The sequence below is a fragment of the Bradyrhizobium sp. JR3.5 genome, from assembly GCF_054057015.1.
This window is the reverse complement of record NZ_JBSRYV010000002.1, coordinates 482469-507796: the sequence shown is the minus strand read 5'-3', so window position 1 is coordinate 507796 and position 25328 is coordinate 482469. Positions and strand designations below refer to the sequence as shown.

23 protein-coding genes and 2 pseudogenes are annotated in these 25328 nt (G+C 65.0%); 12 read left to right on the top strand and 13 right to left on the bottom strand.

Annotated elements, in window-relative coordinates; translation table 11 throughout:
* Window positions 1-190 precede the first annotated feature (190 nt).
* Window positions 191-487: a hypothetical protein gene (locus ACVWW1_RS18970; RefSeq protein WP_176529589.1), complete on the bottom strand. Its 297-nt coding sequence runs from the start codon at window positions 485-487 to the stop codon at window positions 191-193.
* 104 nt (window positions 488-591) lie between these two features.
* Window positions 592-801: a hypothetical protein gene (locus ACVWW1_RS18965; protein ID WP_173638244.1), complete on the bottom strand. Its 210-nt coding sequence runs from the start codon at window positions 799-801 to the stop codon at window positions 592-594.
* A gap of 293 nt (window positions 802-1094) precedes the next feature.
* Here ACVWW1_RS18965 and ACVWW1_RS18960 point away from each other — a divergent pair, with 293 nt between their 5' ends.
* Window positions 1095-1664, top strand: a complete 570-nt coding sequence (locus ACVWW1_RS18960) for a hypothetical protein (protein WP_456657022.1) — start codon at window positions 1095-1097, stop codon at window positions 1662-1664.
* A 29-nt stretch (window positions 1665-1693) separates the two neighbouring features.
* A complete protein-coding gene (locus tag ACVWW1_RS18955) occupies window positions 1694-2893 on the top strand; it encodes an MFS transporter (protein WP_456657021.1) in 1200 nt (399 codons plus the stop codon).
* 46 nt (window positions 2894-2939) lie between these two features.
* On the opposite strand, the gene ACVWW1_RS18950 is transcribed toward ACVWW1_RS18955, so the two are convergent.
* Window positions 2940-3545, bottom strand: a complete 606-nt coding sequence (locus tag ACVWW1_RS18950; protein ID WP_207832191.1) for a MarR family winged helix-turn-helix transcriptional regulator — start codon at window positions 3543-3545, stop codon at window positions 2940-2942.
* 201 nt (window positions 3546-3746) lie between these two features.
* Between ACVWW1_RS18950 and ACVWW1_RS18945 the strand changes: the two genes are divergently transcribed.
* The gene (locus ACVWW1_RS18945; RefSeq protein ID WP_456657020.1) at window positions 3747-5306 is read left to right on the top strand and encodes a porin; all 1560 of its coding nucleotides are present in this window, start codon (window positions 3747-3749) and stop codon (window positions 5304-5306) included.
* 741 nt (window positions 5307-6047) lie between these two features.
* Window positions 6048-7190 (top strand): alpha/beta hydrolase family protein, encoded by a 1143-nt coding sequence (locus tag ACVWW1_RS18940; protein ID WP_456657019.1) that lies wholly within the window; start codon window positions 6048-6050, stop codon window positions 7188-7190.
* Window positions 7191-7233: 43 nt separating this feature from the next.
* Here ACVWW1_RS18940 and ACVWW1_RS18935 read toward each other — a convergent pair whose 3' ends face one another.
* The 5 genes from ACVWW1_RS18935 to ACVWW1_RS18915 form a co-directional block, all read right to left on the bottom strand.
* On the bottom strand, window positions 7234-7638 hold the full coding sequence (locus tag ACVWW1_RS18935; RefSeq protein WP_456657018.1) for a DUF4864 domain-containing protein: 405 nt from the start codon (window positions 7636-7638) through the stop codon (window positions 7234-7236).
* Window positions 7639-7911: 273 nt separating this feature from the next.
* On the bottom strand, window positions 7912-8817 hold the full coding sequence (locus tag ACVWW1_RS18930) for a lysozyme inhibitor LprI family protein (protein WP_456657017.1): 906 nt from the start codon (window positions 8815-8817) through the stop codon (window positions 7912-7914).
* Window positions 8732-9262, bottom strand: a complete 531-nt coding sequence (locus ACVWW1_RS18925; RefSeq protein WP_456657016.1) for a hypothetical protein — start codon at window positions 9260-9262, stop codon at window positions 8732-8734. The genes ACVWW1_RS18930 and ACVWW1_RS18925 overlap by 86 nt, the downstream gene beginning before the upstream one ends.
* Window positions 9263-9290: 28 nt before the next feature.
* A complete protein-coding gene (locus tag ACVWW1_RS18920; RefSeq protein ID WP_456657015.1) occupies window positions 9291-9452 on the bottom strand; it encodes a hypothetical protein in 162 nt (53 codons plus the stop codon).
* A 67-nt stretch (window positions 9453-9519) separates the two neighbouring features.
* Complete coding sequence (locus ACVWW1_RS18915) at window positions 9520-10068, bottom strand: cupin domain-containing protein (protein WP_018273259.1); 549 nt, start codon at window positions 10066-10068, stop codon at window positions 9520-9522.
* Between the two features lie 148 nt (window positions 10069-10216).
* On the opposite strand from ACVWW1_RS18915, the gene ACVWW1_RS18910 reads away from it, so the two are divergent.
* Both ACVWW1_RS18910 and ACVWW1_RS18905 read left to right on the top strand, forming a co-directional pair.
* The gene (locus tag ACVWW1_RS18910) at window positions 10217-11545 is read left to right on the top strand and encodes an aminotransferase class III-fold pyridoxal phosphate-dependent enzyme (RefSeq protein ID WP_456657014.1); all 1329 of its coding nucleotides are present in this window, start codon (window positions 10217-10219) and stop codon (window positions 11543-11545) included.
* Between the two features lie 106 nt (window positions 11546-11651).
* Entirely contained in the window at window positions 11652-12917 is a 1266-nt protein-coding gene (locus ACVWW1_RS18905; protein ID WP_456657013.1) for a D-amino acid dehydrogenase, read from the top strand.
* An 11-nt stretch (window positions 12918-12928) separates the two neighbouring features.
* On the opposite strand, the gene ACVWW1_RS18900 is transcribed toward ACVWW1_RS18905, so the two are convergent.
* Complete coding sequence (locus ACVWW1_RS18900) at window positions 12929-14374, bottom strand: MATE family efflux transporter (protein ID WP_456657012.1); 1446 nt, start codon at window positions 14372-14374, stop codon at window positions 12929-12931.
* Between the two features lie 112 nt (window positions 14375-14486).
* Between ACVWW1_RS18900 and gcvA the strand changes: the two genes are divergently transcribed.
* The gene (gene gcvA / locus ACVWW1_RS18895; RefSeq protein WP_456657011.1) at window positions 14487-15365 is read left to right on the top strand and encodes a transcriptional regulator GcvA; all 879 of its coding nucleotides are present in this window, start codon (window positions 14487-14489) and stop codon (window positions 15363-15365) included.
* 6 nt (window positions 15366-15371) lie between these two features.
* Here the strand turns inward: gcvA and ACVWW1_RS18890 are convergent, their stop codons facing one another.
* Window positions 15372-18506 (bottom strand): multidrug efflux RND transporter permease subunit, encoded by a 3135-nt coding sequence (locus ACVWW1_RS18890; protein WP_456657010.1) that lies wholly within the window; start codon window positions 18504-18506, stop codon window positions 15372-15374.
* Between ACVWW1_RS18890 and ACVWW1_RS18885 the strand changes: the two genes are divergently transcribed.
* Window positions 18493-18786, top strand: a complete 294-nt coding sequence (locus ACVWW1_RS18885) for a hypothetical protein (RefSeq protein ID WP_456657009.1) — start codon at window positions 18493-18495, stop codon at window positions 18784-18786. The two genes, ACVWW1_RS18890 and ACVWW1_RS18885, sit on opposite strands and share 14 nt — an antisense overlap.
* A gap of 3 nt (window positions 18787-18789) precedes the next feature.
* On the opposite strand, the pseudogene ACVWW1_RS18880 reads toward ACVWW1_RS18885, so the two are convergent.
* Window positions 18790-19435 (bottom strand): annotated as a pseudogene (locus ACVWW1_RS18880) (TetR/AcrR family transcriptional regulator).
* 154 nt (window positions 19436-19589) lie between these two features.
* Here ACVWW1_RS18880 and ACVWW1_RS18875 point away from each other — a divergent pair.
* The 3 genes from ACVWW1_RS18875 to ACVWW1_RS18865 are packed head-to-tail and all read left to right on the top strand — an operon-like array spanning window position 19590 to window position 23404.
* Window positions 19590-20087, top strand: coding sequence for a (2Fe-2S)-binding protein (locus tag ACVWW1_RS18875; RefSeq protein ID WP_456657008.1), 498 nt, complete (start codon window positions 19590-19592; stop codon window positions 20085-20087).
* A complete protein-coding gene (locus ACVWW1_RS18870; protein WP_456657007.1) occupies window positions 20084-21130 on the top strand; it encodes an FAD binding domain-containing protein in 1047 nt (348 codons plus the stop codon). Before ACVWW1_RS18875 ends, ACVWW1_RS18870 begins: the two co-directional genes overlap by 4 nt.
* 3 nt (window positions 21131-21133) lie before the next feature.
* Window positions 21134-23404 carry a xanthine dehydrogenase family protein molybdopterin-binding subunit gene (locus ACVWW1_RS18865; protein WP_456657006.1) on the top strand — a complete coding sequence of 757 codons (2271 nt, stop codon included), beginning with the start codon at window positions 21134-21136 and terminating at the stop codon, window positions 23402-23404.
* Window positions 23405-23593: 189 nt separating this feature from the next.
* Here ACVWW1_RS18865 and ACVWW1_RS18860 read toward each other — a convergent pair.
* Together ACVWW1_RS18860 and ACVWW1_RS18855 are read right to left on the bottom strand one after the other, a co-directional pair.
* Window positions 23594-24243 (bottom strand): annotated as a pseudogene (locus ACVWW1_RS18860) (cupin domain-containing protein).
* 19 nt (window positions 24244-24262) lie between these two features.
* Entirely contained in the window at window positions 24263-24448 is a 186-nt protein-coding gene (locus tag ACVWW1_RS18855) for a hypothetical protein (RefSeq protein ID WP_456657005.1), read from the bottom strand.
* Between ACVWW1_RS18855 and ACVWW1_RS18850 the strand changes: the two genes are divergently transcribed.
* Window positions 24425-25192: an ABC transporter substrate-binding protein gene (locus ACVWW1_RS18850; protein ID WP_456657004.1), complete on the top strand. Its 768-nt coding sequence runs from the start codon at window positions 24425-24427 to the stop codon at window positions 25190-25192. The two genes, ACVWW1_RS18855 and ACVWW1_RS18850, sit on opposite strands and share 24 nt — an antisense overlap.
* Window positions 25193-25328 lie beyond the last annotated feature (136 nt).

The window sequence follows — 25328 nt, the reverse complement described above, 5'->3', positions numbered from 1 at the left end:
TCACGGGGATCTCCGCCCGTTAGACGCGTTCGACGACACTCGACTTCACTGGGCAATTCTTGCCGGGTGTATGGTTAGCAAAGGGTTAATAAGTGCCGTCCAAGGACCGCGCGGGGCGTCGCAGGCGCCGGGCATGGGGCGCGAGGGGTGGTGGGACCGCCCGGCCGTTCCGGCGGCGGGTTCGCAGCCTCTATCTGAGCGCGCCGAGCACGACGCCCGATGCGGCGATGAGGCCGAGCGTGATGACGCTGGCACGCCACAGCAATTGCTGCCGGGCGGCGCGCTGGTCATGAAAGGCGAGCCAGTCGCGAACAAAGCCCGCGGGAATGTCGAACACCACGGCAAGCTCGTCGCGATGGTGCGTCTCATGCTCGCAATACATCGTGCGGACCGTCGGCACGCCCAGCCGCTCGAGCTCGCAATGCCACTCCCAGGCATGCTTGCCGTTGGTCCAGCGATTTTCGAAAGGGATCACGTGTGATTCCATGACGAGCCTCCTGGCCCACCCTTGAACCTCACGTGGCAAGTCTAGCTCAATATCCGGTCCGGCGCGAGATCGGCGTTGGCTGCCCGAGACCGATCATGGCGGCGTCAATTGGCTGAGAGCATCCATCTGCGCCAATGCGTCGGCTGGATGTCGAGATGCCTGCTGCCGGCATGATCGACCCATTCGGCGCCGTCCCGGTGGCACGGGAACATCAGCGCGTGCACCATGCCGTCATAGTCGAGGACACAGACCTCGAGCTCCCGGTCAGACGGCGCCGACGCAACGGGTAACCACTCTGCTGACGACGAATGCATGACGATCTCCTCCGACGATGTGCGCTTCGATCCTTTACCTTGCGAGCTGCGCGCCATCCGGGCGGATGATAGGTCCGGACGGCGAGCTGCCAATGTGAACCGGCTCGCATTGTAGCAGTTTTTCTCATCAGCATGGATCACGGTTCGACGGACGATATTCCCGGTCGATCGGTCCGTTGCGACCGCTGCGGTGCACGATGCGGATTGAACTTTCGCGGCCCGGCCGCCGACCAAGCGCCAGCAACGCCACTCAGCCGCCAGAGGCATCCATGTCGAACCGGGCAGGTCGAACCATGACAGCAGGCTTTGCTGCCGCGATCGCACTGCTGTCGGCGCCGGCGTCCGCCGTGACGCTGCCGGACGACCGGGCCTGGATGATCCGCATGATCGCCTGCAAGGGTAACGGCGTCCTGATGGAGGTCTACCTGCCGCAATCCGTCGTCTTCGCGCCGCATGGCGGCATGGCCGCGGGCAAGACGGCGGACGGCTACTACACGCTCGATCTGACCGAGCTCAACAAGGGCAAGGACCTCGAGCCGGTGCATGTGACGATGAGCGCGGACAAGAAGTCTGTGACCGTCGACCAGTACACGCGCGGCTTGCCGCCGACCCGCATACCGGTCGGCGGCGCGGCTTGCCGCCGACCCGCATACCGGTCGGCGGCGGCACCGTGGATTTCGATCAGCGCTTCGGCATCGGTGCGAAGTGCGGTCCGTTCCAGGCGCAGGATCCGAACTACGGCAATTGAGCCGCCTCACGCGCCGGTGAAGGCAATGCGTCCCCTCGCTGGCGCATGCCTAATCTCTCGGCAATGTGGCTTGACCCGGAGGCAAATGCCGACGAAGTTCCGCGCGCCGTGGTAATTTCTTCTGAATTTTCCCCTGAAGCAGCAGTGTTCATTCCCGACTCGCGCCGGGCATGGCTGCGTCTTGCCGTCGCCGTGGTGATCGGCTCGCTCGGCAGCGTCGGCATGTGGTCGGTCGTAGTGGCGTTGCCGGCAGTGCAGACCGACTTCGGCGCGACCCGCGGAACGGCGTCGCTCGCCTTCACGATGGTGATGCTCGGCTTCGGCCTCGGCCAGGTCGTGACCGGCAAGATCAGCGATCGCCACGGCATCGTCGCGGCGATCGGTGCCGGGATCGGCATTCTCGGTCTCGGCTATATCTGCGCCGGCTACGCGCCGTCGATCTGGGCCTTCATCCTGCTGCATTTCGCGATCGGTCTGTCGTCGGCCGCGACCTTCGGCCCTCTGATGGCGGAGGCCTCGCACTGGTTCGAGCGCTACCGCGGCCTTGCGGTCGCGATCGCCGCCAGCGGCAATTATGTCGGCGGCACGGTGTGGCCGCCGCTGGTCAATTTCGGCATGCAGAGCATCGGCTGGCGCACCACCCATATCGCGATCGGCATCTTCACCGCGATCGCGATGGCGCTTGCGCTCGTGGTGCTGCGTCTGTTGATGGGGGCTGCGACCCGGCGCAGCCATGTCAACGCCGCGCCGCCGCGGGTCGACATGCGGCTCTCCACCAACGCGCTGACCGCGATCCTGTCGCTCGCGTCGATCTCCTGCTGTGTGGCGATGTCGATGCCGCAGGTTCACATCGTCGCCTATTGCGGCGATCTCGGCTACGGCGTGGCGCGCGGCGCCGAGATGCTGTCGCTGATGCTGGGCTTCGGCATCATCAGCCGGATCGGCTCCGGCTTCCTCGCCGACAGGATCGGCGGCATCCGCACGCTGCTGATCGGCTCGATCGCGCAGGGCGCGGCGCTGCTGTTCTACCTGTTCTTCGACGGCCTGACCTCGCTCTACATCATCTCGGCGATGTTCGGCCTGTTCCAGGGCGGCATCGTGCCGAGCTACGCCATCATGGTGCGCGAGGCGATGCCGGCCTCGGAAGCCGCGACCCGGATCGGCATCGTGATCTTCGCCTCGGTGTTCGGCATGTCCTTCGGCGGCTGGATCTCGGGCGTGATCTTCGACGCCACCGGCTCCTATGCCGCGGCCTTCGCCAATGGCCTCGCCTGGAACCTGCTCAATGTCAGCATCATCCTGCTGCTCCTGATGCGGTCGCGGCAGCGGCTGGCGATCGCATGATCCGGAAAAGTGCGAAGCGGGACTGCAGCGGAATCTCGGCAACTTCCTAAAGATCGACCGAGATTCTCGCGATCGCCTTTTCCAGGCGGCTCTTGATGGAATCCATCTTGCCGGTCAGTTGCAGCAGCTCCCGCAGATCGAGGTCGGCATAGACGAACTCGTTCAACTCTTTGCGTTGCGCGGACAGGTTCGCCATCTGCTTCTTGGCGTGCTCTGTCAGTGACAGGTTCACGACCCGGGCATCCTCGGTCGAACTCTTGCGGCGCACAAGGTTCTTTTTTTCGAGCAGCTTCGACTGCGTCACCACAAACGACTGATCGACGCGCAGTGCCCTCGACACCGCGCCGACCGGCAGGCCGACGCTGCGGTCCTCGGCATTCGCCAGGACCGTCATGATCATCCATTGCGGACCAGTGATTCCGATCATCTTGGCCCAGATGCTGCGCAGCTCGTCCAGGCGGATGCTGGTCGACACGATCTCCCAAGCCAATCGCTCAGCCGCGTCCTGCAGTTTGTCGGTCGATTTGCGCTCGGTCATGACGTACCTTAACAAAAATTCATCTTCACGGATATCGAGCAATTTTTGAAGCGGGCGCCGTGACGAAAATGTTCGTCGATGCGTTGCCTGAATGACACATGGCTGCGCAAACATAGAATGACTAACTAATATAAGTTGAATATGTGACTACCCGATTGCATTGTTCCCCGTCGTAGATGGGGGGCATCCACCATCTCACGCCTGCAGTGGCCGAGTTGACCACGAGCATCTTGAAAATGGCTGCGCCGCAGCGGTTTTCGGGAGGGGAACGTTTGTCGCTTTGCCAGCAGTGCAAGGCATCACTTGGAGGATAGCATGAAGATCGTTAAGGGCCTTTTGTTGGGCTCGGTGGCAACTCTCGCCGCGAGCAGCGGAGCGATGGCGGCCGACCTTCCGGTCAAGGCCAAGGCAGTCGAGTACGTGAAGGTCTGCTCGCTCTATGGTCCGGGCTTCTACTTTATTCCGGGCACCGACACCTGCATCAAGCTGGGCGGCTACCTGCGCATGGATGTTCTGGCGAACACCAACTCGGACCATACCGGCAACTACGCCGGCGCGGGCGGCGCACAGAACCGCTTCACCAACGGCTACACCTGGCGCTCGCGTGAAGACCTCAACGTCGACACCCGTACCGCGACCGAATACGGCGTGGTCCGTACTTTCTTCGATGCGACCTTCAGCTGGACCTCGGACAGCTACGGCGCGGGCGCCGCGGCAGGCTCGACGGTCTACTCGCCGATCGGAACGGCTGCTGCCCCGAACAACGCAAGTGCAGGCGGTGTCGCCGCCGGCACGGTCGGCGTCTATTACGCCTTCATCCAGTTCGCCGGCTTCACCATGGGTAAGGCGGTCTCCCAGTTCTCGGCGCCGTGGGCCAACTATCCGGGCAACAACTTCGACGGTCTCGTCGGCGGCGGCGGCACGATCACCGGTGTGAACCAGTTCACCTACACCGCGCAGTTCGGCAACGGCGTGTCGCTGGCCCTGTCGGCCCAGGATCAGTCGGCCTACTATCAGGCCGGCGTGCAGAATCTCGGTGTGCAGGGTACCGGCGCTCTCGGTCCCTACGGCGCGAGCGACTATGCCGGCACGATTGCTCCGGATCTGGTCGCGTCTCTCCGCGTCGATCAGGCCTGGGGTCTGTTCCAGGCGTCGTTCGCGGCGCATGACAATCACGCGGCCTACTACGGTGGCACCGAGTTGACCGGTCATCCGGACGACAAGTGGGGCTGGGCAGGTCAGCTGGCCCTGTCGATCAAGAACATCCCGACCGGACCTGGCGATACCATCAACGTCCAGGGCGTCTATACCAACGGCGCAACGCGCTACAACATCCAGGATCTCTCGGGTGCCGGTGCGTTCACCTACTTCGGCAACACCAGCGTTCCCGGTGCCTACCAGAGCATCGGCTTCGGCATCGCGCCGGACAGCGTGTTCGTCAGCGGCGGCTCGCAGCAGCTGATCACGACTTACGGCGTGCGCGGTGCGTACGTTCACAACTGGAATCCCTATTGGAACACCAGTGTCTATGGTGCGTGGGCCCAGGTTAACTACAACAGCACCGCCAAAGGCTACATCTGCGGCCCGGGCGGGACTGGCGGTGGAGGATCGTTCGGCGTCCTGATCGGCGCCACCTCGAATCTGACCTCGTGCAACCCCGACTACAGCATTGCTCAGATCGGTACGCAGACCCAGTGGACCCCGGTGAAGAACCTGACCTTCTCGGCTGACTTCACCTACACCCATCTGGATCAGAACTACGCTGGCACGATCACCTACCCGGGTAGCGCTGCGATCGGCAAGCCGGCCGCCGTCTACTCTCTCAGCAACCAGGACACCTACATGCTGCTGCTGCGCGCGCAGCGCAACTGGTAAAGCACCGGTTGATCCGGACTTGATCGCTACCCAAAGCCTCGACGGGAAACTGTCGAGGCTTTGATTTTGAAAGAAGAGTCTGTTGTATGATTTACTAACATTAGTCTATCATGTACAAACTGGGTGTCGGTTGCTCTGCCGACCATGACGAGGGAGATATCAGACTTCTTCATGAAACCTCCAGAACCTCCGGCAATGCCCTGCCGGAGGTTTTTCGTTTGAGGCGGTAGGGTCGCGCGATCCCGAGCTTGGGCGCGGGCGATGCAGGACGACGGCGACAACGCATCCCCTTAGCGGTGCCGGGATAAGCCTGCGCAGTGCCGACGCGCGTTCGAGCGACCTGCGTCGCGAAGTCACGGCCGAGTGAGTGACGGCGTGCCGGTTCTCGCGATCCCGTGAGTATACCGACGGCAAGTTCGCCACACGAGACAAAGCGAGTCGATGGCTTCCGGAACATGACCGAGCATTTGCTCGGCAACGATTGCTGCAGCAACATTCGCCCTCAGGCATAAGCGCAACGCATTCCTGCGCCGCCATATCAACATTTGCCGCCGCCGAATTACTTCAATTATATGAATCCGATTTGGAATAATTTCTTGGGAGAGCCGCGTGATTGGCGTTTGCGATTTCGGCGCCGATTTTTTGTGGCGACCGAAGCGGCGGCTCGTCGACCCCAACGGGCGGACTCGTACCTTTCACGCGTACCGGCAGCGGAGCCGGGTGCGAACGAGTTGACGAAATATGCATGAGCACTGTGGGGCGCGTGGAGCCTCGTCAAGCAGCGTCGAGTTCGATGACAAGGGCTGGCCTGCCTGGCCGGATCGCGAGGATCTATCTGCGGAGTTCATCAAGCTTCTGGCCGCCGCACAGGAAGGCGGCTCGACGGTCTCCGAATGCTGGCTGACATTGAGCAAGATAAACCTCGCCTCGGAGAGCTCGTGGTCCGAAGAGTGGATCAAGACCGCGGAACTGAACGAGGCGAGAGCTGAGCTTTCGTTGCTGAACAACAATCTGGTCACCGCCCGTCGCAACTGGCTTCGAGCGACCACCTACTTTCACGCCGCCGCCAGGCCTCCCGGATACGCCAACCATTTGCTGAATCGTGCCGTCGACGGCATGCGGCGATGCGCAACCAGCTTTTTGAAGACCCGGGTTCCGGCCGGCCAGGTGCTCTCCGTTCCCTGGACGGAAGACCTGTCGCTTCAGGCCTACTACCTGCCGTCAACCTTGCGCGACGACGGACCCGTCATCGTGTGCATTGGCGAGCCAGGTTCCTACAAGGAAGAGTTGATCACCAAATACGCAGGTCACGCCAACGAGCGCGGGTTCTCGCTTCTCGCCATGGATCTGTTGGGGACTGACACGGCCTTGTCGCCGGAACGGCTGGAGGGCCACAAGTTCGAGGCGGCGATGAGCCACGTCCTCGACTTTCTTTCGGAGCAGCCCGGTGTCGACAGCACGCGGATCGCCATCGTGGCGGACGCCTGCAACTCGTCCCTGGTCGCCCGGGCAGCCGCGAGTGATGCCCGGTTTGCCGCGGCCGTTTGCGACGCCGGAATTTGGGACTCGCACGAGAAGAGTTTCTTTTATCGGCAAGCCGGCGACGGCGAGCAGGCCGGATGGCTCGATGAAGCCAATGCGATCTCGCGAAGCATCGATTGTCCGCTCCTCGTCACCGCGGGCGAGGGCGGCTGGCTCCTTCCGGGCGCCTTGATTGAATTCGGCAACCAATTGAGCCGAATTCATCGCGACGCCAGCCTGATCCTGTTCCGGCGTGCCGAAACCGCCGCCATGCAGGGGCATATCGACAACCCTACATTGGCCAATGAAGTGATATTCGACTGGCTTGAAGACAGGCTCCGGCTGAGAACGGGCTTGTCCTGAAGCGACCGGCCCAAGGTGACCGTTGCGGATACGATCCGTGCGATCACACCGCCTGACCGGCCTTCAGCAATGAGCAGCCGGTGATCTTCAAACTGCCGTCGGCCTGCCGCTCCAGCGTATAGAGCGCCTCCCACGCCTCGCCATTGGCGTCGACGATGTGAACGCGTTGCGCGATCCGGTCGCCCGCGCTCTGTGCCTCGCCGAACTCGAAGCTCCTGTGGCGATAGACCGGCGCGTATTGGTTCTGCACCATCGACATGAAGATATCGGCCTGCGGAAAGATCTGGCGGATCGCAGGGGCGGCATAGGAATAGGCCGCCGCGGCGTCGTCGCGGCCGAAGGCCTGCTCCTGGGCGCGGATCACGTCCTGCGCGGCGCTGACATCGTCGGCCATGGCCGGCGAGGCGATGGCGAACAGAATGGCGGCAATGAGGGCGATCGCGCGCATCGGAAGGCTCCCTGGTCGATCCTTGAGCTTACGCGGCAAATCCGGCGTGGTTTCACGCGCGATCGATTCCCGTCGAAAAATTGATCTGCCGCAAGGCTTGCTCCGGCCGGCGCACTAACCTTGTGCCAATCTTGGAGGACCGTCATGACCCTGGATACCATTCTCGTCGTCATCGCCGTGACCATGATGTTCGCGACGGTCGCGTTCGTGATCGCCTATGGCGACCACCAGACCCGCAATCTGTGATGGCGCAGCCGTCCGGCCGCGCAGCTGCTACCTGATCGAGCCCTTGAAACTGTCGATGTCAGCCGAGGGACGGGCAGGAAACAGCCGTGCGGTCGAGGAGTTGTCGAGCCGGCGCTTGCATTTTGCCTCGTCCGCGCTGTCTTCGGTGCCATCCTTCCCAGTGCGCTTTTTGGCGAAGAAATCGTCCCGCCGGTTGACGATCAGCATCGCATGATCGCGCTCGAGCGTATCCGGATTCTTGCGCTGCTCGTCGGAGCGGAACGCGCCGCTCGTGATCTTGCCCGTCATCTCGTAGTCGCAGCCAGCCTTCCAGTCGCCCTGGTCCCACTTCCATCCGGTCGCCTTTAGCGCGCCGTCTTTCTCGGCAGTAACCTTGATGATGGCGTTATAGGCGAGCCAGACGCCGGCAAGCCCGCTGCGCTTGTCGTCAAAGCCTTCGAGCAGCGCCAGGCGTTCGCGCTGCAATCCGTTGACGTGATCGCGCGCATCGACGGTGAAGTGGACCTGCGAGCTCTGCTTGTTCCAGGCCGGATGCAGGAATTCCGGGAATTGTTCGGTCTGGCTCTTCACCCAGTTGCGCTGGTCCTCGATCAGCGCGCGCCGCGTCGCCTCGTCGAGCCGCGGCTGCAACGCCTTCCAGGCGCGGTTCAGCCGCTGGTCATTGTCGGCGAGATCAGGATCGGCGCAGATTTCCTCGTCGGTCGCGGTCTCGGGCCTGGTGCAGTCGAAGGTCGGCGCGATGAACGCGGTGTCGGCCTTGTCGGATGCCGCATCCTTGCCGGCGGCAAAGTAGCTGCCGGTGACCTGCCACATCGACGAGCAGTCGTTGAGCCCGTCAAACTCCTCGTCATCGATGGTGCCGACGATCCGCAGCGTGTCGCCCTGGCGGCGGAGTTTTATTGACGGCGGGCTTGCTTGAGGCGGCGGCGGCATCGGTCGCCATGTTAGTCTTGGGCTTGTCGGGCGCCGTCTCGGCCTCGATCAGCACGGGGCCGGAGAGCCAGGCAGTCCCCGAGGGCTTCAGATCGGCCGTCAGCTTGCAGGTTCGCCTGCGATCGCCGCCATAGTCGCCGCGCAGATCGGCGGCGAGGCGATAGGCGCCGCCCTCAGTCGGCGTCAGCGTGAGGTGGCCGAAGGCATTGACCCAGTTGCCTGACAGGCCCGGACGGCCGGATGCCATGCCCTCAAGCGCGACCGCGCGGCGGCGCAAGGCCGCGGCAAAACTTGCTTTCAGCTCGTCTTCGTCGGTATCGGCCAGCACGTCCGCGGCGTCGATGATCATCTCGTTGAACCAGGCCTGGTCGCGCTTCAACAGCGGCCTGACATTCGCCGGCAGCTTGGGAAGCGCCGCGTCGAACGCCTTGTCGATCTGCGCCACGAGCTTGACGTAGCCAGCCTTCCTGCAGTCAGTCGGTCTTGATCCGGTCGTCGCCGCTATCGCCGCACAGCCTGATCGCGGTCGGCGCGCTGCTCGATGCGCGCAGGAAATCGTCCATCGCAGCCGACGCGCCGGGCGCAAGGACCGAGATGGCCGCGACGGCGGCCGCAAGCCGTGGGGAGCAAGGCATCGACGTCACCCGCAAGACCGCGACATGCGGCCCTTGCGGCTTGGGTCGCGCAGCGCCTGCGCCGGGTTCAAAATGTCGGCGGCGTACAGGCCGAAATCACCTCGCACGGCTTGGCGCCGATGCAGCGGAAGCGGTGCGGGCGGCGGCTTTCGAAGTAATAAGCGTCGCCGGCGTTGAGCACCCGCCGCTCGTCGTCGACCGTGACTTCGAGCCGGCCCGAGACCACGATGCCACCTTCCTCGCCCTCATGCACCAGCGGCACCCGGCCGGTGTCGCTGCCGGGCTCGTAGCGCTCTTTCAGGATCTGCAACGCACGTCCGAACAGGCTGTCACCGATCTGGAGGTAGGAGATCGGCTTCTTGCCGATCTCGGTCAGTTCGTCGGCGCGGTAGAACGCTTTGCGCGGCCGCTCCGGCTCGATCGCGAAGAATTCCGCAAGCCCCATCGGGATGCCGTCGAGGATCCGCTTCAGCGCGCCGACCGACGGGTTCATCTGATTGGATTCGATCAGCGAAATCGTCGAGTTGGTGACGCCGGAGCGCTTGGCGAGTTCGCGCTGCGACAGCTTGTGCCGCGCGCGGATGAATCGAAGCCGTCCGCCGATGTCGACGCTCATGGAAGATCCCTGTTGCAGGTGTTGCGGATCGAACAAATGGTCGCAGACCGCCTCAACAAGATCAATGGCTTGCCGTGCAAAAGAAAAGGACTTGTTGAGTGTCGTGAAGAGTGGTCCGACTAGGCGCAGTCAGCAATGGAGCGCCGCCGTGACCGTTCATCAGATTCCGAACACCATCAAGACCGATTCGTTCTGGATGCCCTTCACGGCCAACCGGCAGTTCAAGAAAGCGCCGCGGCTGTTCTCCTCCGCCAAGGGCATGTACTACACCTCGGTCGACGGCCGGCAGGTGATCGACGGCTCCGCCGGTCTCTGGTGCGTCAACGCCGGCCATGGCCGCCCGCAGATCGCGGCCGCCGTCGAGCGCCAGCTCTCCACGCTGGACTTCGCGCCCTCCTTCAACATGGGCCACCCGCTGGCGTTCGATTTCGCCGAGCGCCTCGCCGAGATCGCCCCGAAGGGGCTGGATCGGATATTCTTCACCAATTCGGGCTCTGAATCGGTCGATACCGCGCTGAAGATCGCGCTGGCCTATCATCGCGCCGCCGGCCAGGCGACCCGCACCCGCCTGATCGGCCGCGAGCGCGGCTATCACGGCGTCGGCTTCGGCGGCATGTCGGTCGGCGGCATGGTCGCCAACCGCCGCCAGTTCGCGACCCATCTGCCGGGTGTCGACCACATCCGCCATACCCATGATCTCGCCCGCAACGCATTCGCCAAGGACCAGCCGGATCATGGCGCCGAGCTCGCCGACGACGTCGAGCGGATGGTCGCGCTGCATGGCGCAGACACCATCGCGGCCGTGATCGTCGAGCCGGTGCCCGGTTCGACCGCGGTGCTGCCGGCGCCGAAGGGCTATCTGCAGCGCCTGCGCGAGCTCTGCACCAAGCACGGCATCCTCCTGATCTTCGACGAGGTCATCACCGGCTTCGGCCGGCTCGGCACGCCGTTCGCCGCCAACTTCTACGGCGTCACGCCCGACATGATGACGACCGCCAAGGGCATCACCAACGGCACCGTACCGTGCGGCGCGGTGTTCGCCAGCCGCCAGGTCCATGACGGGCTGATGGTCGGCCCGGACAACGCCATGGAGCTGTTCCACGGCTACACCTATTCGGCGCATCCGGTGGCCTGCGCCGCAGGTCTTGCCACGCTCGACATCTACAAGGACGAGGGTCTCTTGACCCGCGGCGCCTCGCTCTCCGACTACTGGCGCGATGGCCTGCACTCGCTCAAGGGCCTGCCGAACGTCGTCGACATCCGCAATCAGGGCCTGATGGGCGCGGTCGAGCTCGCGCCGCGCGATGGTGCCGTCGGTGCGCGCGGCTATGACGTCATGGTCGATTGCTTCAACCGCGGCCTCTACTTCCGCATGAGCGGCGACTCGCTGGCATTGTCGCCGCCCCTGATCGTCGAGAAGTCGCATATCGACGACATCGTCTCGTTCCTCGGCGACGCCATCAAGCGCGTGGCCTGATAATTGCTAGCTAAACTTTAGCTAGCTCTACAAATTGCTGTCGCCGTTGCGAAGCAGAGTGGTTTCGCAGCGGCGATTGCGTTTTCGCTGCAGGATGTGAGGAAAAGTGAAGGTCCTTGTTCTCGGCAGTGGCGTGATCGGCGTCACCTCGGCCTACTATCTTGCGCGCGCCGGCCATGAAGTGACGGTGATCGACCGTCAGCCGAAGCCTGCGCTCGAAACGTCGTTCGCCAACGCCGGCGAAGTGTCGCCGGGCTATTCGTCGCCCTGGGCCGGCCCCGGCGTGCCGGTGAAAGCGGTGAAGTGGCTGCTGATGAAGCACGGCCCGCTGGTGATCCGCCCGAAGCTCGATCCCGTGATGTGGCTCTGGCTCTTGAAGATGCTGCGCAACTGCACCACCTCGCGCTACGCGGTGAACAAGAGCCGGATGATCCCGATCGCGGAATACAGCCGCGACTGTCTGCAGGCGCTGCGCAGCGAGATCGGCATCCGCTACGACGAGCGCGCGCAGGGCACCTTGCAGCTGTTTCGCGAGCAGGCCCAGCTCGATCACACCGGCGACGACATCGCCGTGCTGAAGCAATACGGCGTCCCGTTCGAGGTGGTCGACCGTGACGGCTGCATCAAAGCCGAGCCGGCGCTGGCCGGCGTGAAGCAGAAATTCGCCGGCGGGCTGCGGTTGCCGCATGACGAGACCGGCGACTGCCACATGTTCACGCAGGCGCTGGCGCTGGAGGCCGAGAAGATCGGCGTGCGTTTCAACTTCAATGTCGGCATCGACGGATTGAACGCTGACGCGACGCGGATCACCGGCGTTGCGACCAGCGCCGGGATGATGACGGCCGATGCCTATGTGCTGGCGCTGGGCAGCTACTCGCCGCATCTGGTGCGGCCGCTCGGCATCTCGCTGCCGGTCTATCCGGTGAAGGGCTATTCGATCACGGTGCCGATCAAGGACGCGAGCGGCGCGCCTGAGTCCACCGTGATGGACGAGAGTTACAAGGTCGCAATCACCCGGCTCGGCGACCGCATTCGGGTCGGCGGCACCGCCGAGATCTCGGGCTATTCGACCAAGCTCTACGACGCGCGGCGCGCGACGCTGGACCATTCGCTGACCGACCTGTTTCCGCGCGGCGGCGACCTGCCCAAGGCCACCTTCTGGTGCGGCCTGCGCCCGATGACCCCGGACGGCCCGCCGGTGATCGGCGCCACGCGCTTTGCCAATCTGCACCTCAACACCGGCCATGGCACGCTCGGCTGGACCATGGCCTGCGGCTCGGGCCGGGTGCTGGCCGACATGCTTTCGGGGAAGAAGCCCGAGATCGACACCAAGGAGTTGTCGATCAAGCGCTACGATGTCAGGTTCGGGTGAAAGCGAGTGGGCTATTCGTAGCCCGCGCGCCTGATCAGCGACGGCATTGCGAACACGCCGAACGCGACCATGCCGACCGCAACCGCTATGAAATTCCAGGTGACGTCCGCCTTCAACGCGACCACCGCGTAGCCTCCGGCGATCGCGATCGCGGCTCTGAGCAGCGCGGCGAGCACCGACGCTTCCATTCGCCGGGTCGCCTGGCCGGCACAGTAGAGCACGTAGCCGAGCCCGAAGAATCCGAAGAACGGACCGACGCGGTGCAGATACTCCGCGCCGATCTGCAGCACGGCGGGGTCCTGGCTGAACAGTCCGATCCAGGCTTCCGGAAAAGCCGCTGCGGCTAGCCCGATCGCTTCGGTCAGCGTGCAGGCCATCGCAATCCCGATCCACGACGTCTTCACCGCGCGGTCGATCCGGCCGGCACCGAGATTGGCGCTGATGATGATGCCGACCGGCCCGCCGATGCCGTAGGCGAGCGGGACCAGCAGAAACTCGAGCCGCGAGCCCGCGCCATAGCCGGCCAGCGCCTCGACGCCGCCGATCGCGACATAGGCGGTGACGATCGCAAGCGTGAGATTGGTGGTGGCCGATACGACGGCCGAGATGCCGCCGACGCGAAGGATCGCAAGCATTGGCGCAAGCGAGAGCGTCGGCATGCGAAACGATGGCTTCAGCGCGCCAAAGTGGCCCCAGAGATAGACCGCGTAGGCCAGCGTTCCGAACGCGTAGTACACCAGCATCGCGACCGCGCCGCCGGAGGGGCCGAGGCCCTGATAACCGAACGCGCCGAAGATCAGCGCCGGCGACAGCGGCAGCAGGATCAAGGCACCGCTGCACACCACGATCACGGGGACCAGCAGGTTGCCGGTGCCGCGCACCACGGCCATCAGCAGGTTGAACAGCCAGATCGGGATCGCGCCGGCAAAGATGATGCCGGAATAGGACAACGCGATCGCTAGCGCGTTGGCCGAGATGCCCATCGCGCCGTAGAGCTGCGAGCCCAAGGTTAACATCACGACCGATGTCGCAAGGCCAAGCAAAACGCCGAGCGCCACGGCATACCACGCGTAGTCGCTGGCGTCGCCGATCCGGCCGGTGCCGAGCGCACGCGCGACCGTCGTGACGAAACCGCCGCCGATCGCGCCCTGCGCGATCGCCACCACCAGCGACACCAGCGGAAACACCGGCGCCACGCCGGCCAGCGCATCGACGCCGGTGCGCGAGACGAAATAGACCTCCAGCAGGCCGATCAGGATCTGCACGGTCATGACGGTGGCGTTGGGCAGCGCAAGCCGCAGGATCAGCGGCGCGATCGGCTGCTCCAGCAGCATGCGGGTGCGCGGATCGAGATCGGCGGCCGCGGCGCGCGACGGCGGGCTTGCGTGACGATGCGGGCAACGACGTCCGTCGGCCGATGCTTCGGTTCGGCGCAATAGGGCAGCGGAAGAGGACATCGCAGGTGCTCCAGGGTGCTCGGTCTCGGCAGCTGCTCACCTAGTCCCGCCGCGGCAATGGGGCGAACGATATGATTTGACAGCACTTGTTAGCGTTCCTAACAATTGCCGGATGGCCCCGTTGCCGCCGTTGGAGACCCTGCGCGTGTTCGAGGTGGCTTGCCGTCACGGCAGCTACTCGGAAGCGGCGCGCGAGCTGCATGTGACGCACAGCGCGGTGAGCCAGCGCATCCGGCAGCTGGAAGAGGAGCTCGGCCTCACCCTGTTCGAGCGGCAGGGCAACCGGATGGTGCCGACACCGGCCGGACTGCGGCTGCAGGCCGGCGTCAAGGGCGCGTTTTCGGAATTGAACGCGGCGCTCGGCAGCCTTCATACGCGTCGCACCGACGCCGAGCTGATCGTGAGCCTGTTGCCGGTGATGGCGGCGCGCTGGCTTGTGCCGCGGTTGTCGCGCTTCACGGCCCGCCATCCCTACATCAACCTGCACATCAAGACCGGTCAGGCGCTGGCCAATTTCAAATCCGATGGCGTCGACATCGCGATCCGGTTCGGCACCGGCGACTGGAAGGGGCTTCGTGCCATCAAGCTGTTCGGTGAAGAGTTTTTCCCGGTGTGCAGCCCGAGCCTCAACGGCGGCCGGTTGCCGAAGGACCCGGTTGCGATGCTGTCGGAGCCGCTCCTGATCGACCGCAATCTGTCATGGCGGGCCTGGTTCAAGTCGGCGGGCCTGAAGCTCGATCGCGACATCGTCGGCACGTCCTTCACCGATACCAACGCGCTGATGGAGGCTGCCGTGACCGGGCAGGGCATCGCGCTCGGGCGCCTCTCGATCACACGATCGGACATGCTGGCGGGGAAACTGGTGCGCCTGTTCGACCACAGTCTGCGCGTGGCCTATTGCCACTATGCGGTCTATCCGACGTCCTCGGAGTCCAATCCCGCGCTGGTCGCCTTCCGGGACTGGCTGGTGGAGGAGGCGCAACGCGGCTGAGCTGCACTATTCGGCGGCATCCCGGTCCACGGACGGTTCGGCATCGTCGTGCCGTTTCGTCGCCGTCCAGTTCGAAAGCGCGTTCGACAGCCGGTCGAGATAGAGATACACGACCGGCGTCGTGAACAGCGTCAGCGCCTGGCTCACGATCAGGCCGCCAACCATCGCATAGCCAAGCGGCTGACGAATTTCCGCTCCTGTTCCAGTGCCCAGCATCAGCGGTACGCCGCCGAGCAGAGCGGCCATCGTCGTCATCATGATCGGGCGGAAACGTAACAGCGCCGCTTTCCGGATCGATTCACGCGGCGACAAATGCTCCTCGCGTTCGGCGGCGATCGCGAAGTCGACCATCATGATGCCGTTCTTCTTCACGATCCCGATCAGGAGGATGATGCCGATCAGCGCGATCAGGCTGAAATCGAATCCGAACGCCATCAGGATCGCCAGCGCACCCACGCCGGCCGACGGCAGCGTGGAAAGGATCGTGAGCGGATGGATGTAGCTTTCATAGAGCATGCCGAGGATCAGATAGACCACCACCAGCGCAGCCAGGATCAGCAGCGGCACCGAGCTCAGTGATTGCTGGAAGGCCTGCGCGGTGCCCTGGAAGCTTGAACTCAGCGTTGCCGGAGCGCCGAGATCGGCGACGGCGTTCTGGATGGCATCGGTGGCCTGGCCGAGCGCGACCCCTTGTGCGAGGTTGAAGCTGATCGTGGTCGCAGGAAACTGCCCCTGATGGGCGATTGCGAGCGGGCGCACCGGCACTGTCGTCCACTTGGCGAACACGGAGAGCGGGACTTCGTCGCCCGTGGTCGGCGACTTGATGTAGAGCTTGTTGAGCGTGTCGAGCTTGCCCTGCAATTCGGGGAGGATCTCCAGGATGACGTGATAGCTGTTGAGCTGGGTGAAGTACTGGGCCACCTGGCGCTGGCCGAACGCGTCGTACAGCGTGTCGTCGATCAATTGCGGCTGGATGCCGTAGCGCGACGCGGTGTCGCGATCGAAGGTCATCGTCAGCGTCGTTCCCTCGGTCTGCTGGTCGGTCGCGACGTCGCGCAATTGCGGCAGCGTCTTCATCTTGGCCAGGATCTTCGGCGCCCATTGGTTCAGCTCGGCGAGATTGGCATCCTGCAGCGTGTACTCGAACTGGGTCCGCGTGGCGCGTCCGCCGAGCCGGACGTCCTGGGAGGCCTGCATGTAGAGGCGTGCTCCCTCGACCGCTTCGAGCTTCGGCCGCAGCCGCGCGATGATCTGCTGCGCGTCCGCGTCGCGCTCCTCGTGCGGCTTCAGCGTGATGTACATGCGGCCGGAATTCAGCGCGGTGCCGCCGCCGCCGATGAACTCGGCCATGCTGTCGACCGCGGGATCGGCCCGGACGATCCGGCTGAGTTCTTCCTGATGCTGCTTCATGTCGGCAAACGAGATGTCCTGGGCCATCTCCGACACGGCGTTCAGGAAGCCGTTGTCCTGTTGCGGGAAAAATCCCTTCGGTATGATTACGAACAGATAGACCGACAGCGCCAGCGTCGCGAAGAAGATGCAGAGCGTGGTCCGGCTCCAGCTCAGCGCCAGATCGAGGCCGCGCTCATAGCCATGCAGCATCCTGTCGAATGCCGCCTCGCTCCATTGATAGAGCCGGCCGTGCCTGGTTTCGCCATGCGCGCGCAGGAAGCGCGATGCCATCATCGGCGTGAGCGTCAGCGACACCACCAGCGAGACGAAGATCGCCATCGCCAGGGTCACCGCAAACTCGCGGAACAGCCGGCCGATGACGCCCCCCATCAGCAGCAACGGGATCAGCACCGCGACCAGTGAAATGCTGATCGACAGGATCGTGAAACCGATCTCGCCGGCGCCCCGCAGCGCTGCGGCAAGCGGCCGCTCGCCCTGCTCGACGTATCGCGTGATGTTCTCCAGCATGACGATGGCGTCGTCGACCACGAAGCCGACCGCAATCGTCAGCGCCATCAGCGAAAGATTGTCGAGCGTATAGCCGAACACCCACATCAGCGCGCAGGCGCCGAGCAGCGCGAGCGGCACCGTGACGGCGGGAATCACCGTGGCCCAGAAGCTGCGCAGGAAGACGAAGATCACCATGACGACCAGAACGATGGTGATCAGCAGCGTGATCTGCACGTCCTCGACGGCGGCGCGGATGGTCAATGTCCGGTCGCTGATGATCTTGATCTTGATGGCGGGCGGAATCGCGGCAATCAGTCTTGGAAGTTGCGCCTTGATCCTGTCGACCGTCCCGATGACATTGGCGCCGGGTTGCTTGAAGATGACGAGGAAGACGCCGCGCTTGCCGTCAGCCCAGGCGGCCTGCTTCATGTCTTCCGGCCCGGCGACGGCCCGGCCGATGTCGCGAATCCGCAACGGGCCGCCGTTGCGGTAGGCGACGATGACGTCATTCCAGTCCTTGGCATCCGGGAGCTGATCGTTGGCGTATATCGTGTAGGCGCGGCTCGCGCCGTCGATGTTGCCCTTCGGGCTGTCGACCGTCGTGATGGCGATCTGGCTGCGGATATCTTCCAGCGAGAGCCCCTTGGCGACGAGCTTGGCGGGATCGATCTGCACGCGGATCGCGGGCTTCTGCTGTCCGCCGATGAACACCTGAGCGACGCCGGAAATCTGACTGATCTGCTGCCCGAGCTGGGCGTCGACCGCATCGCTCACCCTGATCAGCGGCAGCGTGTCGGAGGTCGCCGACAACAGCAGGATCGGCGAGTCCGCCGGGTTGACCTTGCGATAGGTCGGCGGCGACGGCAGGTTCTTGGGCAGCTGGCCGCCTGCGGCGTTGATCGCGGCCTGGATGTCGTTGGCGGCGCCGTCGATGTTGCGGTTCAGATCGAACTGGATGGTGACTGCGGTCGACCCGAGCGAGCTCGTCGAGGTCATCTGGGCAATGCCGGGAATCTGCGCGAACTGCCGCTCCAGCGGCTGCGCAACCGAGGAGGCCATGGTTTCGGGGCTTGCGCCCGGCAGGCTTGCGGAGATCTGGATGGTCGGAAAGTCGACCTGCGGCAGCGGTGCGACCGGAAGCAGTGGATAGGCGACGATGCCGACGAACAGAATGCCGGCCATCAGCAGCGAGGTGCCGATAGGGTAGCGGATAAACGGAGATGAGATGCTCTCGTTCATTTCGGCAATCCAAATGAACGGCAGGCGCATCTTTTCCCGAATGCCGGGACTCGTCCTCGAAAAGCTCGAGCGCGAACGCGCGTTTCCTCGCCATGGCCAATCGGCAGATCGCGGAGTTGGCCTTCGCGTCTACCTGTTTTTTGCCAGCATAGTCATTCCCGGGGACGGCACGCGAATGGAAACACCGGATCGTTCATTCGACCTTCGTTCAATGGCCGAAATCCGCAGGCCCAACACGTGGCCTTCGCGCGGAGTATTTCTGATTACGATATATTTGTAGCAGCTACGGCGAGCGCGGCCGGCCGGCCTTCTTCTTCGCGGGTTTCGCCGTGGACGCCGCCTTGGCCGCCGGCTGCAGCCGCAGTCCGTCCACGAACACATCCAACAGCCTGAGTGTCGTGGTCTGCCAGCCCGGCTGGTCGTGCATGTAGCACATGCCGATCAGCGCACGCAGCACGTCCTCGGCACTGATGTCGTCGCGAATGGCGCCGGCTGCAACCGCGCGCGCCAGCAGGGTGCCGATCGCCTTGGTCAGGCGATCGAACGAATAGGCGTGCAGTTCGGTCGAGCCGTGCGCGACCAGCGCAAGGGCTGCCACCATGCCCTTCTTGGTGGCGACGAATTCCACATTGGCGCGCAGCCAGCGCCGCAGCGCCTCGACCGGTTCGGGCGCGCATTGCAGCTGCTCGGCAAGATCGCCGAGCTGCTCGACCTCGCGGCGATAGACCGCCTCGTACAGCGCCTCGCGGGTCGGGAAGTGGCGATACAGCGTGCCGATGCCGACGCCTGGCATGGCGCGCCACCGCCTCGAGGCTCGCCTCGCTGCCGCCGGCCGAAAACACGGCCTTGGCCGCTTCCAGCACGCGCTCGCGGTTGCGCACGGCGTCGGCGCGCGGCTTGCGGACAATTTCTGGTGATGACCCGGCCATTCCTTTTTCTTTTTACCCTCCCTTGTAAACGGAGGATGCCTCCGTATATGGCGACCAGCACCGGGCCTGACAAGGCGCGCCGATCATGCATCGGCGGCCACGGGTTCGCGTTGCCTCGATTCAACCCGACCATACACGGATCGGAGCGCCTTGCATGAATCTCCCACTCAGTCTCACCATCAACGGCGTTCGACGGGACATTGTCCTCGACGACCCCCGCGTCACGCTGCTCGACCTGTTGCGCGAGCGGCTCGACCTCACCGGAACCAAGAAGGGATGCGACCGCGGCCAGTGCGGCGCGTGCACCATCCTGGTCGACGGCCGCCGCATCAATTCCTGCCTCGCGCTCGCCGTCAGCCACGACGGCGCCGAGATCACCACCATCGAAGGCGTCGGGCGCGGCGGCGAGCTGCATCCGGTGCAGGCCGCCTTCATCGCCCATGACGGCTTCCAGTGCGGCTTCTGCACCCCGGGCCAGATCATGAGCGGCATCGGCCTGATCCAGGAGGGGCAGGCCGGCGACGACCCGGAGCGCGTGCGCGAATGCATGAGCGGCAATCTGTGCCGTTGCGGCGCCTATCGGGGGATCACCGAAGCCGTGCTCGAGGCACAATCCAACATGGCCGCCAGCAAGCAGAGGCGCTCCGCATGATGAATTTCGATTATGTCAGGCCGGCCAGCGTCGCGGACGCGATCGCGGCGGCTTCCGAGAAGGGCGCGAGCTATCTCGCCTCCGGTACCAACCTGCTCGACCTGATGAAGGGCGGCGTCAGCCGGCCGAGTCGCCTCGTCGATGTCACGCGTCTGCCCGGGCTCGATCGTATCGAGCATCTCTCCGACGGCAGCTTGCGCATCGGCGCGCTGGTGCGCAACGCCGATCTCGCCCATGACGCCGCGTTCGCGCGCAACTATCCTGCGGTCGCCGAGGCGCTGCTATCGGGCGCATCAGCACAGCTGCGCAATGCCGCGACCGTCGGCGGCAATCTGATGCAGCGGACCCGCTGCGCCTATTTCTACGACGCCGGCAGCGCCTGCAACCGGCGCTGGCCGGGCGCCGGCTGCGACGCGTTGAAGGGCGAGAACCGCCTGCACGCGGTGCTCGGCTGGAGCGAGGGCTGCATCGCCACCCATCCGTCCGATTTCTGCGTGCCGCTGGTCGCGCTCGATGCAATCGTCGAGATCGAGGGCAAGGGCGGCCGGCGCGAGCTGCCGCTCGAGGCGCTGCATCGTCTGCCCGGCGAGACGCCGGAGCGCGAGACTGCGCTGGAGCGCGGCGACCTGATCGTCGCGCTCCGGCTGCCGGCCGAGGCGCAAGGCTTCGCCGGGCATGCCCGCTACATCAAGGTGCGCGAGCGCACGTCCTATGCCTTCGCCGTGGTCTCGGCTGCGGCGGCCTTGCGGATAGAAGACGGCAGGATCCGCGACGCGCGGCTCGCGCTCGGCGGCGTTGCGGCCAAGCCGTGGCGGGCGCGCGAGGCCGAGCAGGTGCTCGCAGGCGCCGCGCCCGATGCGGCGGTCTATCGCGAGGCGGCGCGCGCTGCGCTCGCTGGCGCAAAGCCGTCAGGCGACAACGCCTTCAAGATCGAGCTCGCGCAGCGTATCGTCGTGCGCGCGCTCACCCTTGCTGCCGCAGGCACGCCGGACCGCATTGCCGCGCTGCCCGGCTCTCCCTTCTCATCCGTTGCAGGAGCGTAACGCATGACGGTTGAACTGAGTCTGACCCGCGACCCCGCCCATCTCAGGCATGGCTCGAACATCGGCCAGCCGATGACCCGCACCGACGGCGTGCTGAAGGTCACCGGTAAGGCCCGCTATGCCGCTGACAATCATCCGCCCGGCATGGTCTATGCCGTGATCGCGACCAGCTGCATCGCGCGCGGCCGCGTCACCGCGCTCGACGTCGCCGCCGCCAAGCGCCATCCCGGCGTCATCGACGTGATGACGCCGGCGCACAAGCCCGAACTTGCCGAAGACCCCGACGCCAAGGGGAATCCGTTCGCCTTCCGCATGGAGCTGTTGCAGAGCGACCAGGTGCGTTACGCCAACCAGGCGATCGCGGTCGTGATCGCCGAGACGCTGGAAGCCGCGACCGAAGGCGCGGCGCTGCTGTCGCCGCGCTACCAGGTCGAGATCGCGCGCGTCGGCCTCGACGCCGGCGAGGCCTATGCGCCACCGGTAGTCGGGATCGGCAACCCCGCCGAAGTCCGCCACGGCGATATCGATGCCGGCATGACCGCGGCTGCGAAACTGACCGATTCGACCTACGAGACTCCGGCGCAGTATCACAACGCGATGGAGCCGCATGCGATCGTCGCGGTGTGGGACGGCGACCGCCTGTTCATCGACACGCCGAGCCAGGGTATGGGGTTCGCCCAGATGCGCATCGCCGGGCTGTTCGGCATTCCGCCGGCGAATATCCATATCAACAGCCCTTTCCTCGGCGGCGGCTTCGGCTCCAAGGGGCTGATCTCCGGGCCGCAGGTGCTCGGCATCATGGCCGCCAGGCTGATCGGCCGTCCGGTCAAGCTCGTGCTGCGCCGCAGCCAGATGTATGGGCCGGTCGGCCATCGTCCGCCGACCCGCCAGCGCATCCGGATCGGCACCGACGATGCCGGCCAGCTGACCGCGATCAATCATGAGGCGCGCGTCACGACGTCGAGCTTCGACGATTTCTACGAGCCCGCGGCCGACGCCTCGCACACGCTCTATGCGAGCCCTGCGATCCGGACCGCGCACGAGGCGGTGCGCGTCGACACCGGCACGCCGCTGTTCATGCGCGCGCCGGGCGAGGCCACCGGATCGATCGTGCTGGAAAGCGCGATCGACGAGGCGGCGTTCGCTTGCGGCATCGATCCGCTGGAGTTCCGGCTGAAGAACTACGCCGAGGTCGAGCCGACCACCGGCAAGCCGTTCTCCTCCAAGGCGCTGCGCCAGTGCTATGCAAGAGCCGCCGAACGCTTCGGCTGGGCGGGGCGTCCGTTGCAGCCCAAGCAGATGCGGGACGAGAACGGCTTTCTGGTTGGCTGGGGCGTCGGCACCGCGACCTTCCCGGCCATCATGTTCCAGGGCAATGCGCGCGCGGTGATCCGCGCCGATGGCAAGGGCGTGATGGAGACCGGCGCGCATGATATGGGGCAGGGCGCCTGGACCGCGCTGGCGCAGATCTCGGCCGACGCGCTCGGTCTCGATTTCGATCAGCTGACGTTCCGCTCCGGCAGCTCCGATCTGCCCGATGCCGGCATTGCCGGCGGTTCGGGGCATACCGCAACCGTCGGCGCCGCGATCCACAATGCCGGTGCTGCCGTGATCGCAAAGCTCGCCGAGCTTGCGACCTCGGATGAGCGCTCGCCGCTGTTCGGCGCCGGCAACGCCGGCGTGGTGGCGCGGGCCGGTCGGCTGCATCGCCGCGACGATGACGCGCGCAGCGAAAGCTACGCCGACATCCTGGCGCGCGCCGGCCTGGCCGAGGTCGACGCCACCGGCAGCGGCGCGGCCGATGCGGCGGCGCAGTCGCAATATGCGATGCATGCGCATGGCGCCGTGTTTGCCGAGGTCAAGGTCGATCCGGAGCTCGGCCAGATCCGCGCCACGCGGCTGGTCGGCGCGTTCGCGGCCGGACGCATCATCAATCCGCTGATGGTGCAGAGCCAGCTCTACGGCGGCATGATCTGGGGCCTCTCGTTCGCGCTGCACGAGGAGGCGGTGATGGACCATCGTTCGGGCCGCATCCTGAATGCGAACCTCGCCGAGTATCATGTGCCCGTGAATGCCGATGTGCCGCCGATGGAGGTCATCACGGTCGACGAGCATGATCCGCATGTGAACCCGCTCGGCATCAAGGGCGTCGGCGAGATCGGCATCACCGGCAGCGCTGGCGCGGTCGCCAACGCCGTCTTCCACGCCACCGGCACCCGCGTGCGGAATTTCCCGATCAAGATCGAGGAATTGGTGATGGGGTTGGCGGGATAGGTGCTTCACCCTCCCCTGGAGGGGGAGGGTCGATAAGCATCGCGCGAAGCAAGATGCTTAGCGGGGTGGGGTGACGGTCTCTCCACGCGTGTGCTGCCCGTGGGGAGAGATCACCCCACCCCGGCTCGCATTTCGCTGCGCTCAACGCGATCCGACCCTCCCCCTCCAGGGGAGGGTGGCAGCGAGGCCTCACCCCGCCGCCGTCACGCAATTCACCCACAGCACCACGGCGTTGGCATCACGCGCCGGATTGGAGAACCGATGCGGGCGGCGGCTGGCGAAGCGGAAGCTGTCGCCTTGCTTCAGCGTCCAGGTCTCGGTGTCGACCGTCAGAATCATCTCGCCTGATAGCACGAGGCCGGCCTCTTCGCCGTCATGGGTGTAGAACTCTCGTCGCCGGTGTTGCCGCCGGGTTCGAGATGCACCAGGAAGAGATTGAGCCGGCTCTCGCTGCCCGCGGGGCTGAGCAGCTGCTTTGAAATGCCGGTGCGCCACAGTTTCAGCTCGGCGCGCTGCACCTCGCGGGTCACGACGCCGCTGGCGCCGTCATCCTTGGGGGTCGCGCCGAACAGCGCGGCGATGCCGACGCCGAGCACGTCGGCCAGCGTCGCCAGCACGCGCAGCGAGGGCGACGACAGGCCGCGCTCGATCTGACTGATGAAGCCGATCGACAGGTCGGTACGCGCGGCGACCACCTCCAGCGACATCTGCTTGGTGCGGCGCAGGTCGCGGATACGGCGCCCGACCGCGAGATCCATCGCCGGCTCGGCCGGCTTCTTGACCGGCTTTTTGGCCGCGCGGCGTGGCGTCACGGGCCGCGCTGCCGCGCCTTTGCGCATTCTCTTGCCGCCGCTCACGTCAATCCGCTTCCTTCATGTGCATGAAAACCGCTTGCATTGGCCGCGGTTTCGTGACCACAATTTCATATTGGTGAAAATAGGCCGAAACGGCGTCGCCCGCAACATCTAGCTCGAAAAGCAGGGCGATGCGGCGCCGAGGCCAGCTTCGGGAGGTGTTGCGATGTCCTTTCAGCGTCTCGTCCATGCCGCGGTCGCGGCGCTTGCCCTTGCCTTGAGCGCGCCGTCAGGGGCGCAGCAGGTGCTGAAGGTCGGCTCGACACCGACCGGCATCCCCTTCACCTTCCTCGACACCAAGACCAATTCGATCCAGGGCATCATGGTCGATCTCGCCACCGAGATCGGCAAGGATGCAGGCTTCTCCGTGCAGATCGAGCCGATGCAGTTCTCGGCGCTGATCCCCTCGCTGACCGCAAACAAGATCGACATCATCGCGGCCGCGATGTTCGCCACCGCCGCGCGCAAGGAGGTGATCGATTTCTCCGAGCCGGTCTATACCTATGGCGAGGGCCTCGTGGTGCCGAAGGCCGACACCAAGGCCTATGCCACGCAGGAGGATCTGAAGGGCACCGTGGTCGGCGCCCAGGTCGGCACGGCGTTCGTCGACGCGCTGAAGAAGACCGGGCTGTTCAGCGAGGTCAAGGTCTACGACACCATTCCCGACATCCTGCGCGACGTGAATGCCGGCCGGCTCAAGGCCGGCTTCGCCGACTATCCGATCCTCGCCTACAATCTGCAGCAGGGCAATTTCGCCGACGTGCGGCTGGTCGATGGCTACAAGCCGGTCACCGTCGGCACGGTCGCGATCGGCATCCGCAAGAGCGACACCGAGCTGCTCGGCAAGATCAACGCCTCGCTGGCGAAGCTCAAGGCCAACGGCACGATCGCGAAGATCCTGGAGAAATGGGGCCAGAAGGCTGGCGCGTCGTGAGCGCCTTGCTTCACTCCGTCAGGGCTAGATGAGATCAGTTGACCCGTCACCCTGAGGAGCGCGTAGCGCGTCTCGAAGGGTCGACGGCCACCAGCCGGGCCGATTCATCCTTCGAGACGCGGCGAAGGCGCCGCTC

What these genes read in the sequence shown, in the direction of transcription:
- ACVWW1_RS18970 (WP_176529589.1), bottom strand. Translation starts at nt 487, where the DNA reads ATGGAATCACACGTGATCCCTTTCGAAAATCGCTGGACCAACGGCAAG.
- ACVWW1_RS18965 (WP_173638244.1), bottom strand. Translation starts at nt 801, where the DNA reads ATGCATTCGTCGTCAGCAGAGTGGTTACCCGTTGCGTCGGCGCCGTCT.
- ACVWW1_RS18960 (WP_456657022.1), top strand. Translation starts at nt 1,095, where the DNA reads ATGACAGCAGGCTTTGCTGCCGCGATCGCACTGCTGTCGGCGCCGGCG.
- ACVWW1_RS18950 (WP_207832191.1), bottom strand. Translation starts at nt 3,545, where the DNA reads ATGTTTGCGCAGCCATGTGTCATTCAGGCAACGCATCGACGAACATTT.
- ACVWW1_RS18945 (WP_456657020.1), top strand. Translation starts at nt 3,747, where the DNA reads ATGAAGATCGTTAAGGGCCTTTTGTTGGGCTCGGTGGCAACTCTCGCC.
- ACVWW1_RS18940 (WP_456657019.1), top strand. Translation starts at nt 6,048, where the DNA reads ATGCATGAGCACTGTGGGGCGCGTGGAGCCTCGTCAAGCAGCGTCGAG.
- ACVWW1_RS18935 (WP_456657018.1), bottom strand. Translation starts at nt 7,638, where the DNA reads ATGCGCGCGATCGCCCTCATTGCCGCCATTCTGTTCGCCATCGCCTCG.
- ACVWW1_RS18930 (WP_456657017.1), bottom strand. Translation starts at nt 8,817, where the DNA reads ATGCCGCCGCCGCCTCAAGCAAGCCCGCCGTCAATAAAACTCCGCCGC.
- ACVWW1_RS18920 (WP_456657015.1), bottom strand. Translation starts at nt 9,452, where the DNA reads ATGCCTTGCTCCCCACGGCTTGCGGCCGCCGTCGCGGCCATCTCGGTC.
- ACVWW1_RS18915 (WP_018273259.1), bottom strand. Translation starts at nt 10,068, where the DNA reads ATGAGCGTCGACATCGGCGGACGGCTTCGATTCATCCGCGCGCGGCAC.
- ACVWW1_RS18900 (WP_456657012.1), bottom strand. Translation starts at nt 14,374, where the DNA reads ATGTCCTCTTCCGCTGCCCTATTGCGCCGAACCGAAGCATCGGCCGAC.
- gcvA (WP_456657011.1), top strand. Translation starts at nt 14,487, where the DNA reads ATGGCCCCGTTGCCGCCGTTGGAGACCCTGCGCGTGTTCGAGGTGGCT.
- ACVWW1_RS18885 (WP_456657009.1), top strand. Translation starts at nt 18,493, where the DNA reads ATGCTCTCGTTCATTTCGGCAATCCAAATGAACGGCAGGCGCATCTTT.
- ACVWW1_RS18890 (WP_456657010.1), bottom strand. Translation starts at nt 18,506, where the DNA reads ATGAACGAGAGCATCTCATCTCCGTTTATCCGCTACCCTATCGGCACC.
- ACVWW1_RS18875 (WP_456657008.1), top strand. Translation starts at nt 19,590, where the DNA reads ATGAATCTCCCACTCAGTCTCACCATCAACGGCGTTCGACGGGACATT.
- ACVWW1_RS18870 (WP_456657007.1), top strand. Translation starts at nt 20,084, where the DNA reads ATGATGAATTTCGATTATGTCAGGCCGGCCAGCGTCGCGGACGCGATC.
- ACVWW1_RS18865 (WP_456657006.1), top strand. Translation starts at nt 21,134, where the DNA reads ATGACGGTTGAACTGAGTCTGACCCGCGACCCCGCCCATCTCAGGCAT.
- ACVWW1_RS18850 (WP_456657004.1), top strand. Translation starts at nt 24,425, where the DNA reads ATGTCCTTTCAGCGTCTCGTCCATGCCGCGGTCGCGGCGCTTGCCCTT.
- ACVWW1_RS18855 (WP_456657005.1), bottom strand. Translation starts at nt 24,448, where the DNA reads ATGGACGAGACGCTGAAAGGACATCGCAACACCTCCCGAAGCTGGCCT.